Annotated in this window: 9 protein-coding genes and 1 pseudogene; 1 reads left to right on the top strand and 9 read right to left on the bottom strand. The window is 61.4% G+C overall.

Annotated features, from left to right (window positions below; translation table 11 throughout):
• Window positions 1-20 precede the first annotated feature (20 nt).
• From B9A95_RS08915 to B9A95_RS08940, 5 genes are all read right to left on the bottom strand, one after another.
• On the bottom strand, window positions 21-437 hold the full coding sequence (locus tag B9A95_RS08915) for a VOC family protein (protein ID WP_212648279.1): 417 nt from the start codon (window positions 435-437) through the stop codon (window positions 21-23).
• A gap of 657 nt (window positions 438-1,094) precedes the next feature.
• Window positions 1,095-3,011, bottom strand: coding sequence for an ATP-binding protein (locus tag B9A95_RS08920; protein ID WP_084046623.1), 1,917 nt, complete (start codon window positions 3,009-3,011; stop codon window positions 1,095-1,097).
• Between the two features lie 1,061 nt (window positions 3,012-4,072).
• Window positions 4,073-5,296 carry an MFS transporter gene (locus B9A95_RS08930; protein ID WP_084047116.1) on the bottom strand — a complete coding sequence of 408 codons (1,224 nt, stop codon included), beginning with the start codon at window positions 5,294-5,296 and terminating at the stop codon, window positions 4,073-4,075.
• 338 nt (window positions 5,297-5,634) lie between these two features.
• Window positions 5,635-6,309: a helix-turn-helix domain-containing protein gene (locus tag B9A95_RS08935; protein ID WP_084046627.1), complete on the bottom strand. Its 675-nt coding sequence runs from the start codon at window positions 6,307-6,309 to the stop codon at window positions 5,635-5,637.
• The gene (locus tag B9A95_RS08940; protein ID WP_084046628.1) at window positions 6,299-7,360 is read right to left on the bottom strand and encodes a serine hydrolase domain-containing protein; all 1,062 of its coding nucleotides are present in this window, start codon (window positions 7,358-7,360) and stop codon (window positions 6,299-6,301) included. The genes B9A95_RS08935 and B9A95_RS08940 overlap by 11 nt, the downstream gene beginning before the upstream one ends.
• 650 nt (window positions 7,361-8,010) lie before the next feature.
• Between B9A95_RS08940 and B9A95_RS08945 the strand changes: the two genes are divergently transcribed.
• Window positions 8,011-8,283 (top strand): hypothetical protein, encoded by a 273-nt coding sequence (locus B9A95_RS08945; RefSeq protein ID WP_139806614.1) that lies wholly within the window; start codon window positions 8,011-8,013, stop codon window positions 8,281-8,283.
• Window positions 8,284-8,497: 214 nt separating this feature from the next.
• On the opposite strand, the pseudogene B9A95_RS08950 reads toward B9A95_RS08945, so the two are convergent.
• The 4 genes and pseudogenes from B9A95_RS08950 to B9A95_RS08960 form a co-directional block, all read right to left on the bottom strand.
• Window positions 8,498-10,175, bottom strand: a pseudogene (locus B9A95_RS08950) (S8 family peptidase); the annotation flags it as partial.
• Between the two features lie 115 nt (window positions 10,176-10,290).
• Complete coding sequence (locus B9A95_RS08955) at window positions 10,291-10,761, bottom strand: transposase (protein ID WP_084046631.1); 471 nt, start codon at window positions 10,759-10,761, stop codon at window positions 10,291-10,293.
• Window positions 10,762-10,917: 156 nt separating this feature from the next.
• Window positions 10,918-11,274 (bottom strand): helix-turn-helix domain-containing protein, encoded by a 357-nt coding sequence (locus B9A95_RS37535; protein ID WP_483863747.1) that lies wholly within the window; start codon window positions 11,272-11,274, stop codon window positions 10,918-10,920.
• Between the two features lie 859 nt (window positions 11,275-12,133).
• On the bottom strand, window positions 12,134-15,445 hold the full coding sequence (locus B9A95_RS08960) for an ATP-binding protein (RefSeq protein ID WP_170928537.1): 3,312 nt from the start codon (window positions 15,443-15,445) through the stop codon (window positions 12,134-12,136).
• Window positions 15,446-15,794 lie beyond the last annotated feature (349 nt).

The raw sequence follows: 15,794 nt of genomic DNA on the forward strand, positions 1-15,794 counted from the left end.
CGCTATTCCTGGAAACGAAATCAGATTCGTTGTGCAATCTCCCAGATATGTCCCCCTGGGTCCCGAAAACTGGCAGTTCGAACGCCCCACGGCCGGTTGATTGGACCGTTCAGGAGGACAACACCACGCGTCGCGAGTTCCCCGCATAAGATGTCGACATCCGGAACTTCAATCGTGAAAACCAGTCTGGATCCTGAGTCCGGCTGAGCAATGCGGGCAGGCGCTATCAGTTCGTCTGCTTGAGTAATGCGGAGCAGATTGATGAGCGTCCCTCCGAACTCAAACACCGCTGAATTCCCGTCCTCGTACATGACGGGCAGAAGAAAGACCTCCCGGTAAAACTGCCGGGCGGCTTCGAGGTCTTCGACAAATAATGTGACAGCCTGAATCCCTTGTACCCAGGTCATGTTCTCCGCAGCGCTATTGAATGCGTCCATACGAGTTTTCCTCCTCATGGCGGTTTTGCTTGGGGACTTCTAAGCAGCGAGGGAGCGTGTAGGCAATCACCATACTACGCCATGAACAGAATTACAATCAGTGATTTGCTTATTTGGAAAAGAGTGGAGGTGATCGAGCAGGACCGCGTCTACACACTGGGTGACGTGGCCTCCCCTTCCCGAATCCTTAGCAGTATGTCTCGACGGAGGTGTGACCGGCGCCATGTTGAAGCCCTTCCCACTCGGGTGCACCAGGCATCTGGGCCTCCCGACGCCTTGTACTCCTCCGTTGTTGTTGGCCCCGCTCGCGGCCTTGCTGGGATGACCCGTACAGACCTGGACACCTGGACGCTGTGCTTCATGGGCAACAGCCGGTGACGGGTCTGGATGGATCAGGGTCATTCTTTTCAGCAGCACTTCGTCTTCCACGGCGCCTCCCTGAAGCAAAAGGGGTTGCCCCGAGGGGAATCCATCATATGGCTGATGTGTGGCAGCCTGGACACCTGAACAGGAGCGGATGGCCGCCCTCAAGCGGGCGAGGTGGTTATCGCCGCCACCCGAACGGAAGACGGCCCCATTTGCCTGACCCAGGAGCCTTTCCAAACTCCCGCCGAGAACACACCGGCGCACCCGGGACGAAGTCTAGAATGCCCTTTCTTACTCCGCTTCTTGCCCACGATCAGGGAGTCGCACACTCACCCGAGGAAAGGCGACCGAAAAGGTGGCTCCCCGCCCAGGTTCAGCATCTGCCCATACCCCTCCACCATGCCGTTTTATGATTCGTTGTACCGTCGCCAGACCTACGCCTGTCCCCTCAAATTCCTCATCACGATGCAGACGCTGGAATGCACCAAACAGCTTGCTGCCCAATGCAGGATCAAAACCTACCCCGTTATCGACGACTTGGACGATCACCTCTGCGGCTGTCGTCTCCGCTTGAATGGCAATGCGCGCCTCCAAACGGGGGCGGGTGTACTTCACGGCATTCCCCAGCAGGTTCTCGAAGACTCGCCGCAGCAAACGCTCATCTCCCCAGATGGTCGGGAGGGGTCCGACATCCCACTCCACCTGGCGGTCACCAAGATCAAGCGTTTGAGTGGCTATGCCCTCTTGAATCAGGACCTGGAGTGGGACAGGGCTCCACTGCAACTCCATTCGGGTAAAGGTGGCCAGATCCAGGAGGCCACGCGTGATCTCATCCATTCTGGTAGCTGCATTCTGGATCTGACTCAAGAGGTGGATGGCACGGGAGTCATCCGGACTCAACCTCCGCTGAAGCAAGTCACTAAAGCTTTTTACGTGACGTACGGGAGCGCGCAGGTCGTGCGACGCAGAGTACGAGAACGCTTCCAGCTCGGCATTGACCGCTTCCAGTTCCTGGGTGCGTTCCTGAACGCGGTGTTCAAGCAAAGTATTGAGGTCAGTCACTTCCTGCTGAGCACGTGTGCGCCGTTCCAGCTCCTGCTGAAGAGCGGTGTGCAGGCTGGCGTTCTCAACGGCCAACGCGGCACGCCCTGCCACTTCCAAGACGACAGGAATGTCCTGGTGACTGAAAGTTCGGTCCGGGTGGCTGCTGGCCAGACCCAGGACGCCCAGGGTCCGGCCATGGGCGGTGAGGGGGACGTAGAGCATAGAGTGAAGCCGCAAGGCACGGACCGAGTCGATGAACCGTTCATCCCTGCCAGAGGCCTGAATCATCTGATCGGTGACCACGGGGATCAGTTGAGGTTCCCCCGTGCGGTAGACGTGCGCGATCGTCCCGGAGGACCCGATCATGACGGGGTAGAGCTTGGCGAATTGCCGCACCATCTCCATCTGTTTTGGATCTTCGTGGGCGACCGCTACGGGGACCAAGAAGTCGTCCTGGGGGAGAGACACCGAGCACCAGTCGGCCAAGCGGGGCACGGCCAAGCGGGTGAGGGCCTGCAGGGTGTCGCCGACGTCAAGGGACATGTTGAGGGTCTGCGTGGCGGCAGCGAGAAAGGCAAAGCGTTCCTGCACCTCTTCGGCCTGCTGCCGGGCTTGACGTTCCTGATCAAGGGCGCGGCTGCGTTGAATGGTCTGAGCGCACTGGGCGGCGAGGACCTGCAGAAAGGTGCGTTCGTAAGCGGTGAACGTCCGTGGTTCGCGGAAGGAGAGGACCAGAACCCCGAGTGCGGAGCGATCCACAAGTAAGGGAAGATCGACGATACTACCGTGAAAATCGCGGATGTGAGGCGCCACTTCAGGATACTCGTGGCGCACCTGCTCGATGGATTCGAGGAAGAAGGCTTCCCGGCGGTTGTAAGCCAGTACAAAAGGCAACTGGGCACTGAGGGGAACGGCTTTCAGAAAGGCGACGGCGTGCGGCGCATAGGCGTATGAACCGATGAAGGCCAGCTCTGTGCCCGCAGGGTTGAGGAGGGACATGAAGCCACCGTCGGCACCCATGGCTTTGATGCCTTCATCAATGACGGCGTGAGCGACGTGCTGCGGCTGGTCTGTCTGGCCAAGCAGTTGGACGAAATCGAGCCAGTCCTGCATTTTCGCTTCGGTGCTGAGGGGCATGCGCACGCCATTCTTGCAGATGTTCATCCTCCACTCGTGTTAGCGCCTCTTCGGAAGAAGCTGTTCCCCTGGAAGGCCAGTGATGACGGCGCAAGGACATCAAGATCAGGTCCATGGCCAGGACACGCTGGATAAGGATTGCGGTTCATCCGTGATGAGATAGTGGGCCAACCCGAGTGGACGTGCAACGCTGGGCCGCAGAGCAGCAGGAAAAACGGCGACACAGAAGCGTGGAATCGCCGGAGCGAAGGGGATAAAGCGGATTGTCCGGAAACCGTATGGGCGGTACCGGACAAGCGCTGGCTGCGTCTGGCCCCCTGTGCTGGTAATCAGCATACCGAGGAAAAAGAGCGGGCGTCCCACGCAGGATCCCCGTTCGATCTTCAACGGCCTCATTTGGCTGGCCCGAACCAGCAGTCCGTGGAGTCAGCTCCCCCGGCAAAAGAGGCGGTCCGCCGACGCTCGTCCTATCCTTTCAGATAGGGCCAGTACGGTTCTCGACCTATGAGTGCAAACCATCGGTCTGCGTCCTCCGCAGTCGGTTGGCGTTTCGGATCGAGACGGTAGAAGAGCGCTCCAGCATAAACAGCCGTCCATAAGGCACCGTTGTGTTCAGGGGGTGGGAGGGGGAGCACGTGTTCCCGGCGTTTTTACCTGTGCGTTTGTTGAGCAACAGGGGTTTCAGAGACTCTGGGGATCCAGGGATGGGAGGGAAGGCATACGGCCACCGCTGCGCGTTCCAACCGCCTGAGCTTCAAGGGTGGAGAGGGGGACTTTGGCGTGCGGCCAAACGCCGTCATGCAACTCATTTTAGTGGGGGTGGTGTCCTCACGGTGCTCGGTGTGCGGCCTGCACCACCTGTTGTCCGGCCTAGACGGCACGCGGAATCAGGCTGGAGGTTCTCGCAGCTGTTGGACAACCCCCAGCCCGGTCAACGCCACCGTGGTGGTGTGCTTGCCAGTCGCACTCAGGTTGCCTGGAGTGATCCAGCGGGGAATTCCGACTCCCCTTCTCGAAAACATCCCCACCTGCATGGAAAAACCCGTAGGGCAGCTCCATCCGGGGTGAATGGCACATCGCCATGCGCCTCAACCGCGTCCCCCAGCGATGCGGGCGGCGTCGGGCGTACGGGCGAGACGGCGCATGGCAACGGTACCCAACAACGGGCCCACAGCGAGGACCACGAAGGCCAGCGGCCAGCCCCCCGCGCGCACGAGCGCGGGAACGAGGGCGATACTGCCTGCAGTCAGGGTGAAGCCCAGGGCGAGTTGCGCCGTAAGCGCCGTGCCGACGTACGCCGGGTCGGCGATCTCACTCACGATGGTGGAGAACTGTGCAGAGTCCGCGATGATCCAAAAGCCCCACATTAGGCTGAGGGCCAGCACGACCCCCGGTGCGGCGCCGGCCAGCCCTGCAAGTGCGAGTGCGCAGGCTCCAGAGAGGCCCATGGCAAGAGTGGTGAGCCGGGTGCGGCCCCAGCGGTCTCCCAGCAGCCCGCCCAACCCGCAGCCCAGTGCACCCACACCCACGACCGCGAAGGTGGCGAGGGCTGGGCCCCGCCCCGGGTCCGCCACCCCGGCATTGACCAGCACTCCAGTGAAAAAGGCCGAGAACCACGCCCACATCGCGTACAACTCCCACATGTGCCCCAGGTAGCCCAGGGTAGCGAGGCCCACTCCGCGGCTGGTGAGCGCCCGCCACGCCTGGCTGGGCTGAAAAGGGGCGGTTGGGAAGCGGTAGGGCCCGTCCCCCACCCGCGAGGCAATCAGCCCACCAAGCGCAGCAAGGGCGCTGGTAATGAAGATCACGCTCCGCCAGTTGGCGCCCCCCAGCCCGTTGACAAGGTGCGGCAGCGCCGATCCCAGCGTAAGTGCCCCCACCATGACGCCCAGCGCTGTCCCACGCCCAGTGCGGAACCACGCCGACATCGCTTTGAGGGCCGGAGGGTACACCAGGGCGAGCGCCGCCCCGGTCAGCGCCCGCAGGCCCGCTGCCAGGGTCGGGCCTCCCGCCCACAACAGCCCCAGGTTCGCTCCAGCGGCGATCAGCGCCCCAGTCAGGATCAGCCGCTGGGGTGAAACCCGGTCCGCCAGATTGAGCGCCGCGCTGAGCACGGCTCCCAACACGAACCCCAGTTGCACGGCCAGGGTGAGTCCAGAAGCTGCGGCGTCCGTCAGCCTCCACACCACGCGCAGTTGCGGCAGCACCGCCACTGCGGAGAACCACGGCGCCATCGCCAGGACAACGGCGAATGCCAGCCCAGCGAGTGCGGACCAGCGCCCTGGGGCAGCTTCCTGGAGGGAAAGGGCCATGAGGGGCAGCATAGGGGGATACGTGGACGTGTGCCAATCCGCATTGGTCCTTTACTGCTTGTGGACCAACAACCCACCCTGGTGTGGGCCGAGAGTGCGTGTGCAACTTTGACCACGGTACGGCACGGCGCAAGATGTTGAGCAAGCGTTACTCGAAGCCAGTCCGACTGAGCCGCTTCAAGCGTTTAGGGATAGCCCCAGGAAAACTGGGGGCTGGCGACCTCAAGCGGGTTATGGCTGTATACACTTGGGAGCAGCTGCCTTAGACCGCCTCCCATCCGTTCTGCACCTCCTCTAAAGCGGTTGCTCAGGCGTCGGCAAGAGATAGCGCTCTCGCTTCACCTCTCTTCCAGAGAGGGCAATGGGGCGAGGGCCAGCCGAACCAGATACCGGGCGGTTTCTTTCGTTTCGACGTCCTCGCCCGCTTCCCTGGTGTGACGTGCCAACACGTTCAGCAAGTCGAGTTGTAAAGCTTTGGCTCGGCAGCGCGTGAGGGGACCAACGGTCAATGCGTGGTCCAGGACCGCAGGTTCTTCCGCGCTTCGCGCACTCCACGGCTCCTCCGGTTGTATGGCGTCATAGGCGTGGACGCCGTTCTCTTTCCGGTACAGGAGCATCCCCCAGTTGTGCTCCCCCTGCATCTCCCGCATCACCCGCAGCATTGCCCGCTGTAACACCTCCTCAAAGGCCAAGCGTTCGCTCAACAGGATTTCCAGCAGGTCGGTTGCGGCTGTGCAGCGGTAGGGCACGAAGAAGCGGTCTGCCACCGAGCGGTAAATCCGGACAGCTCGTCCCGCACGTGCTTCCTCCCGCACCACCTCCACCAGCCCCAGCGATACCATGCGGCGCACCCGGTACAGCACACTGTTTGGCGTCACGCGCAGTTCCACTGCGGCGCGTTGCACCGTACATTCCCGCCCGAGAAAGGGCTCTATGAAGCGCCGTTGCTCCGGATCGGCCAAAAAGGTGGCGGCGCGGACGCTCTCAACGGTGAACGTCCTGTCAGGCGACATGGGCAGAGGTGAACGCGCTGACCAGATGCCGCAGGACGCCCGATAAGCCTTCTTCAGCCTGGCCCCCTGCTGCGTTCGTCGTCACGGCGAAAGCGTGGCCTTCGTCAGGGAGCACCACCACAAAGGCCAGGAAGGTGTCGGCGCTGCCGCTGTGCGTACTGGCCTGCATTCCGCGGTACATTGTCACGCCCCAACCGAGGCCCGCCTTGATCTCTGGCCGGAAGGGCGTGTGCATGGTCGTGAAGGTTTCTGACGGTAGGAAGTCGCTTTGACCACGTAGGCCCCGTAAGTGGGCGCGGGCGAAGGTCGCGAAGTCGAGGATGTTCATGTGGATGTCCCCCGCAGGGCCGATGGCCTGGTGCAGTTGATAGCGTCCATGGGGGTTGTGCGGCACGTGGCGACGTCGCCAGACGTGCCCCCATGGCTCCTGATCGTGCCTACGGCCAGGCCACCCGAATCCTGCACTGGTTAAACCGAGCGGTTCAAACACCTGCGCCCGCATCAGGTCTTCCCAACGCTTGCCCGTAAGCTGTTCAGCCAAGACCGCCGCGAGGCCATATCCAGCATTGGAGTAGCCGTACTCGCCTACGGGCCGCACCGGAGGCTGCTGAAGTACCCACTGGGCAAAAGCGTTGCGTTGCCGAGCGGGGGAGCCACGCCGAGCGGGCGCCGGCTTGAATTCTTCCTCTTCACCAAAGGCCGGGAGGCCAGCGCAGTGCGAAAGGAGATGGGCCAGGGTGACGTCGTGGTAGGCCGGATGAACCCCGTGAGTGGGGAAGAGCTGGGTAAGCTTTGTGCGCCAGTCCAACACCTCGGGAATCAAGGAAGCCAGCATGGTGGCGACCATCGGTTTGGTGCAGGAACCGATATGAACGCGGTCACGGACCGTCATGGCCTCAGGACGGTCCAAGCGGCGGACTCCACTGGCTCCAGCGCTGAGGGGACCGTCGAGGGGGGCAGCCGCCCAGACGAGACCTGGGAGAGCGTGGTCTTGGCGGAGTTGGTCGAGGTGGCGCGCGAGGTCGCCAGGTGTGGTGAAGGTATGGGACATGCCTTAGCTTGAAGTGGGGTCTAGGTGAGACGAAAGAGGCGGTCTCAGGTAGGGAGGCATTGTGCCACTCCTTTCTTCCGTCCTTCTGCCGAAGTGCACGTCAGTGAGCTGGCGGCCAGGTGTACCCATCTCGATGCTCATGGTCCAGGAGCGTGCGGAGGTTTCCTAACCGTCGTGGATAAGCGTCTCAGTGGATCACCATGCCAATCGCCAAAGCGATCGCGCTGCTCAGTGGGTGCTCATAAGGATTTCGGTTCACCCGTAATGAAAAAACAGGCCAACCCGAGCCGAGCGAGCAGGAAAAACGGTGACGAATAGGTGTGGAATCACTCAAATGAAACGGGAGGGATACAACGGATGATCCGGAAACCGTATAGGGGTCTATTGGTCGTCCGTTGGGTCTGAAAGTGCTGGCGAAGCACACAGTGGATTCCCTCGCTTTCCGTACCGCGCTGACCCCAGAAACACGGGCGCCATCCATCAGGTTCCCGCCAGTCAACGGAGTACCACTAGAGCATTTGTCCGAATTACGCTGTGAGGGGTGCCCCTTCCCTGACGGCTCCTTTCTCCTGTATCCTCCTTCAAGCTCGCTCACGCCGCTCGGTCAAGAAGAAGTCCTCTTTTTGACAAACGCTCTAAATGCACGCCTGATGACAGGCATCAATGTTGTTGACGGCACACCTGCCAGTACCGCTTCAGGCACCCGGTCCGCTGGAACTGGGCTGCGGCGTATGGGGGCGGTGCTGGTTGTGTACCGTCACACGCCGGTGTACCGGGTGCGCTGGATGCACAACACCGTGGACATCGGCACGGGCTGCGCGTTCGGAGATGCGCTTACTCACATCCGGCCCTACCCGCAGTACTTGCACGCAAGGCGTGAAATAGCGCTGCAACTCCACCTGACCTACCCGGACCCAACTTGACGCTACGGATTACTTCAGTTCTTGACGAAGCAGCCCTTGAGTTGGTTGGGGGCTGGATTGTTGCCTCCCCATTCCTGCACGGTGCAACTGAAGCTGGGGGACGCATCGTTGGTCCCAAACACGTACCTTCCGGCAGTACCAAACGCAACGGCCTTATTGGCAACGTTGGCGCAGGTACCGCCTTCTAATGCGCACAGGGTGTACCCGGCGGGACCCGTGGGTTGGGTTGGAGCAGGCTGTGGCTGTGGCGCCGGTGTAGGTGTTCCACCGCTGTTCTTGACGAAGCAACCCTTGCGGACGTTGGGGCTTGGGTCGTTGTTTCCCCATTCCTTAACGGTGCAAGCCACATTCGGGGAAGCATCGTTCTTGCCGAAGACGTACTTTCCAGCCGTGCCAAAGGCCATATCCTTGTTGGCGACGTTGGTGCAGGTACCGCCTTCTACCGCGCACAGGGTGTATCCGGCGGGACCTGTGGGCTGGGCTGGCTGAGGTTGGGGTTGCGGAGCGGGTTGGGGCTGTGGAGCGGGTTGGGGCTGTGGAGCGGGTTGGGGCTGCGGAGCAGGCTGCGCGCCGCCGACATTGACGCCCAGCTTGCCCAGGGCACCCGGCACGCTGATCAGGCCGTAACCGACGTTGTTGTTCTTGCTGCCCGCATTGCTCGCGCTGCTAAAAAGCGCGTTTTTGATCGCGTCTACGCCCGTGCCCGGCTTGGCCGAGAGCAGCAGGGCCACCGCGCCCGCCGCGATGGGACTGGCCTGCGAGCTGCCGCTCAGCGCTCCGTAGCCGCCGTTGGGGAAGGTACTCGTGATCTCCACGCCCGGCGCGGCAATGTCCGGCTTCACAAACACGCCGTTGATCTTGCCCTGCCAGGCCACGGGGCCACGGCTGGAGAACGGCGCCACCTGGCCGTTCTGGTCCACCGCGCCGACTCCGATCGCGTCGGGCAGGTTGCCGGGACTGCCCGTCGTCGACGGGCCTGGGCCAAAGTTGCCAATCGCGAACACAGGCACCACGCCCGCCTTGAGCATGTTCTGCACCGGCACGATGAATTCGTCGTAGGTGCCCGCAATCCCCAGGCTCATGTTCACCACGTCCGCGCCGTCGTCGGTGTCAGCGTTGTTGTCGGGGTCCAGCACGTACTGCATCCCCGCGATCACCTGCGCGAAGGTGCCCTCGTTGTTGGGCAGCACCAGGGCGCTGATCAGCTTGGCCTGCGGGGCCACGCCCACCTTGTCGCCCACAAGCAGGCCCGCCGTGTGGGTGCCGTGCTGCACGGTGTCGTGCGGCTGGCTCTGCACCCGGTCGCCGTCCGCGTTGAACTCGGCAAAGGCCGCGAGCTTGCCCGCGAGTTCCGGGTGGTTGGGGTCAATGCCGGTGTCGAGGTGACCGATGCGCACGTTCTGTCCCTTGAATCCGGCTGCCCAGGCCTGGGGCGCGCCGACTTTCTGCAGGTGCCAGGGCGTGCCGGCGGGCGCGGAAGCCGCACTCAGGGCCACCGCCCGGGGCACCTGCACCCGGAAGTTCTCGAACACCGCGTCCACGAAGGGCAGCGTGGCGAGCGCGCGCGCCTGCACCGGCGTCATGGGCAAAAAGATGCTCTGGTCGAGCCACAGTTGCGTCACCTTGCCCGAGTTCACCGCCTGGTTGATAAACCCCGCGGCAGGGCCGAGCTGCTGAATACGCGACTGCAGCTGGGCGCGGGCGGACTTGAACAGGCCCCGTCCACGCGCGTCGTTGGCAAACTTGAAGCGCACAATCACCCCAACGGCGCTCTGGTCGTTGCGCTTGGCCCGCTCGAGCAGTGTCGGCGACACCGTTCCCGCACTCCCCTGGCTGGCGCTGGCCAGCGTCAGCGCCGCCCCGAGCAGCAGCATTGCTCTGGTCTTCATCATGCTCGCAGCCTAGCCGCCTGCCCGTGACGCTCCCTGAAGGACTCGTGAGAACATATTGAGGAGGAATCAGGACGGGATCAGACATTGGGCGTGTTAAGTACGTCGCATTTAGAATTCAGATAAATTTTGCTCCGAGAACCTTGAGTCCAGTGACAAGGGCTGCTCGAAGTTCACCGACCGAGTCAGAGCAGCGGCGTGGCATCAAAATTCCCTTGAGTTGACGCCACACGCCCTCAATGAGGTTGAGAAACGGGGCATAGGGCGGGAGGTACCGCAGGTACAGCCCCTGCTCTTCCCAGCGTGCGATCTTTTCCCTGAGCTTCGCGCCCTTGTGAAAGGGCGCGTTGTCCAGCACGACGACCGTGATCGGATCCGGGGTGCACTGGGCGGCCAGGGTACCGAGGTACGCCATGACCTGTTCACCAGTACAGGTGCCTTGCCGTTCTCGGACTTCCAGGTCCTGTTGATTTCCGTGCAGGCTGTACGAACCCATGAGGTTGAGCCGTCCAGCGGATCCCCACCGTGTGGGGACCTTGAACGGCTGGCCAGATCCCCGCCTGGACCAGGTGGCACCCACAGACAACATCAGGGACAACCCCGTCCGAGGTACTTCAGCGTGAGTTCGCCGTCCAACGCCCCCTTTTTAAGGTCTCCAAAGAGGCCTGATGCCCGTGTACAACCTCCGGGTCAAGGGTCTTGGCGGGGGCGTACCTCGCGCGTTTCCAGCTGTATCCCATGCGCTTCAGATGATTGGGCAGTGCCCTGGTCCGATCACCACACCGCACTGTTTGCTGAGCTCCGCGCACAACATGGTCGCGTTCCAGAAGCGCTCTTCTCGCAGTTTCTCGTGGAGAAACTGCTCGGCTTGTCCCGTGATCCGTGAGGGTGGGCCGGGTGGGGGATCATCGGCTCGACCTGGTACGCCACGCTCGATGAAGCGTGTCAGATCATTGTGGATCGCTTGATGATTACGATCAAAGTGTTTGGCGAGTTGGGGAACGCTCCAGCCCTGTCGGTGAAGTCGCATAGGGACTTGCCCGTAGGCGGGTTTTAGGGTGCGTGTGCCGACTGGTCTCCAACTCACGCAGCACCACGTCATCCTCGTCTCAGATTTCGATACGTCGAGCAGGTCCTGCCATACCTAACTCTACAATCTCAATACAACCTACTTACCTAATTGATAACGGCACAATTTCGGGGCCTCCAGCTGCGAAACCTCGCTCTTATTAAGATCAGGGCTTGGGAAGTCCAGAATCGTGACTCCTCAATACCCTCCGAGAAGTCAGAAGCTGGACGAACTGAAGTAGCGCTGGCGGGTGGGGTTCGGTCGTCTTCGACGCAATGAGTTTGTTCCTTCGTTTTTTACTGCCTCTGAGTTATCCTCGCCGTGAATTTGAACTCACGCTCAGGGGACAGCAGGGCGAATGGGCCTGACCAGCGCCATGGACGGCCACCGAACACCACCTCTGGCGTTCCCTTTGACCTCCCCGATTTGCTCCACATCTTGCCCCACCCCGTCCGACACCCAGGAGAACGGCGGGCAGGACCCCAGCCGCACTCAACGTTCCGGTGGCGACCACGCCGATCGCCAGGATATAGAGCAGCAGGGCGGAGGCGTCGTTGAGCAGGCTTCCCCCTTCTTGGATCTTGCGCAGGCGGTACGGCGGGTTGACCTGCGAAGTGGGAGGTGCCGGACCCTGTTGCTCAGGATGTACGCCAATTTTTCGCTGACCTCACCGTTCAAGAGTAGGGATAGCCCGGCGCGCGGACTGCGTGCGCACACGCATAGAAGTAACGTGTCTGAGTACGTTGGGGTGTTCTACGTCCGACAAAAGTGGCACCCATCGCCAGGCCACCACCCTCCTGTGGCCTCCGAGGAGCAAGGCCCTCTTCTGAACGGCCCATCCAATGAACGCTTCACCTTACCCTGGTGCCCGCAGCGCCTCCCTCCTGTTGGCTTAGGTCTGAGGGACGGTGTACCACCTGAGGAAATCTTCCTTCAATTCTGCTGGTAGCGTTCCATACAGGCGGACAAGCAAAGCCCGCGCTTCTTCGATGTGCCGCTTTGCGCGTTCGGAATCGGCAGAGGCCAACTGAACAGCCAGGCTCTGCTGCAATTCAAGGGCAATAATGGGATCAATGCGGCCAGATCCAAGCAGCAGTTCCGCTTCGTCTATGGCGGATAGACCTTGTTCACACCGCAAGGCCAGCATTAGCGCTGTGGCCCTGAGCGTCGGCGTTGAGACAAGCCCAGCGGTGAGTGTGGGCGGACTGGTACGGTCCCCCCGCGAGAACCGCACTCGCGCGAGCAGCGCCGCCAATCCCTCACGGATGCGTGGATTGAGCGAATCCCGCGAGTCCCACAAGACGTTCAGCCGCTGTTCAGCCTCAGCGCTATGTCCCGTCAGCCACTCATACCGAGCGAGTTCAAGTTCCATCTGAGATCTACTGAGACTCGCGCTTGTCGAAGCGACGAGGTGCTCAAGTTCGTTCAAAAGTGCCGGAACGGTTCTGGTATGGCCGATGAGCAACAGGGTTCTTACCTGATCGAATAAGGCATGCACCCTATTGCTGCTTTGCCCCAACTCTGTGGCAATGGTGTAGGCCTGCTGGTACGCTGCCAATGCTGCTCCCAGCCGTCCACGGAGGAGTTGAACATCCCCCAGGCGGTTTTGAAGCCGCCCTTCACCAGACCGGTCCCGAGCTTCGTGCACGAGGTCCAGGCCCTCGGATACCGCTTCCACAGCGGCGTCAAGTTGCCCGTCATCGCGCAATACCTGCACCAGGTTCGCGATGAACGACTTAGTCAGGTTAAGATCCCCCACCGCCCGCGCTTGCTGCATCGCCTCACGCATGTGGTCAATGGCGCTCTTCTGGTTACCGCTGAGCATGGCCAGACGAGCGGCAGTGTTATGCGACACCGCCAGTCCTCTCCTGTCTCTGGCATCCTGCCAATTCGCCTGCGCTTCCTTATTGTACTCGGCTGCCTGCCGGTGATCATTGCGCTGAAGCGCGCAGTGGGCGAGGGAATCAAGCAGCCGTGCGCGAACCCCATAGGAGAGGTTTTCGTGCGCCAAACCTTCCAGAAAAAGCGGTTCGGCTGCAGCGAAATCAAGTTGCCGAACCCACGCTGTTCCCAAGCAGTGCAGCGCTTGCGCACGAAGTTCTGGAACCAGCCCTGGCTCAGATGCAGCCTGCGAAGCGCTCCTCATGGCCAGATCGTACCGTCCCGCCTGATCATGCAGAAGTGACCAACGGACCGAAACCTCAGCACGTTTCGCTGGTTCCCCGATTTGTGAGGCGAGCAGGTCAAGGTGGCCAAGTTCAACTTCACATGCTTCACGGTCATCCAGGATGCGCATCAGGTCTACGCGTGCCAGAGACCACACATAGGCCTGTTCCGGTTCGGGATTCGTTTCCAGCGCTCGCTCATACTGACGAAGCGCCTCACGGTAGGCATAGATGCGGGTGGCTTCCTGCGCCGCCCGAATGCGCCATATTCTGGCGGTCAGGTGTTCTCCAGCACTTTCAAAGTGGTCTGCGATGCGTGCCGGCTCAGCCTCGCGTTCTTGCAACACGTGTGCCAGGCGGCCGTGCAGCAGGCGGCGACGCTGTCCGCTGAGCTCTGCATGTACAGCGCGCCTGATCAGGTCATGTGAAAAACGGTATCCATCACCGTGCTCCATCCATATCTGTGCGGCCAGAAGGCTTTCAAGGGGCTCCAATGCATCCCACTCCGAGAGCGCAACGCTTGCCGACAGTTCGCGCAGGTGAAACACGTCGCCGCAGACGCTCGCAGCTTCCAGCAGGCGCCGCGCCGCTGCATTTAGGCGCTTCACCCGTCCGAGGACCACGTCCCGGACCTCAGGTGGAATTGGTAATTCAGCGTAATCCGAGGTGACCTCGTCGAAGGGCGACGTCCAAATGCCCTCCTCCTCACGAAGATGCCTGGTTTCAAACAGGTAACGCAGGGTTTCCAGGACGAACAAGGGGTTGCCGCCCGTCGCGGCATACAGCCGCTGGGAAAACAGGGGAGCAGCGTGTGAACCCGAGAGGGCCTGTACCAGTCGGTGCACTTCGTCTGAGTTCAGTCCTTGAAGTGCAATCCGGGCCACCAGCTTGTCGCGCTGGAGATCAAGAAGCATCGATTGCAGATCGTCACGCAGCAACGCTTCATCTCTGCGTGCGGTGGCCAGCAGGCGGGGAGGTTTGTGCGCTTGAGCGGCCCGGCGAACGAGGTGGGAGAGGACCTCCAAGGACGATTGGTCTATCCATTGCAAGTCGTCCCACACCAGCGCGCCATCAGGTCCAGCGATGGCCATCAGGGCTTGTCCCAAGGCCTCAATAAACCGCGCTCGTCCTTCCGGAGCGTGCGGAAGTGGTGTAGGGAAGTCAGGTACCAAACGAGAAATTTCTGCCTGCAGCACTGGGGGAAGCTCGTCCAGCCTCGCTCGGCGCGAAGGTTCGTGTAATGCAGCGCGAATCGCTTCCGCGACCGGGTAGAGCGGCGTTGCCCGGGAGACCTCATGCCCACGTAACACGGCGGGTGGACCAAAGGTGGTGGCGAACGCCAAGGCCAAGCGGGTCTTACCCACGCCAGGCTCACCAAGCAGCAACGTAAGCGTTGACTGCCCCTGTTCCAGAGACCGCCAGGCATCGTCACGTCCAATTAAGGGTGGAGACAGAGGAGGACCCTCAGGCAATGCCGGCAGCGCAGAAGGTCGAGGTGATTCCGTTCCAGCACGTTCTGCTTCTCGTACTGTTTCTGGCAGGGGTTCCAATCCCAATTCCCGCATCAGCAACGCCCGGAAAGTCTCAAACCGTTGCAATCCCCGTTCACGCTCCCCCAGCGTGATATGCAGCCGAATAGCTGCCCGCTCATGCGCTTCTTGTAAGGGATCCTCCTGCAGGAGATCCAAGTAGAGGCGCAGGGCGCCGCGCAGGTCACTGCGATTTTCAAGTATTTCCGCTTGACGGCCCAAGAGCTCACGGCGCAGCGCGTTCAGGCTCTCCCGCTTGAATGAAAGCCATTCATTGAATGTTTCAGCATCGTCCAGGTGATACCCATCCAGCAACGCCCCCTGAGGAAGTGCGAGCGCTTCGGAGATGTTTCCAGTCTCTGCGAGCCCCTTAAATGTAAGGACGTCCACCTCCACTCCAACGCGCAGGGCCACGCGCTCTTGTCCAACCTCAAGGATCTGGCCGAGCGCTGTGCGGCTGATCAGGTAAAGTTCCTGGCGCAGGCTGTGCCGAGCACGTTTGGTCTCCAATGCAGACCACAACAGCTCTGCCAACCGGTCCCGAAGCGTCGCCCCCTCCAACGCCAGGTAGGCCAGAAGGCCCAGCGATTTACGCGAAGGCCACCGTACCTCCTGACCCTCCAACATGATTTTCGGCACTCCCAGAAGTTGTACGTACACGCCAACCTCATACTAACCGCAGAGCCTAGCCGCGCAATGAGCAAGTCCCAGAAACCCGCCACCTGAGAGCAGCCTGAGAAGTAGGCGCCCCTGGGTACCTGATGGATAGCCGACCGTGCAGGAGGAAGGCATCTCAAAATAGCCATACAGCTATTGGAGTAGCATGCGCTGTATTTCTGCCGTTCTGTAGATGGCTCGG

The sequence above is a fragment of the Deinococcus hopiensis KR-140 genome (assembly GCF_900176165.1).
GTDB classification, from domain to species: domain Bacteria; phylum Deinococcota; class Deinococci; order Deinococcales; family Deinococcaceae; genus Deinococcus; species Deinococcus hopiensis.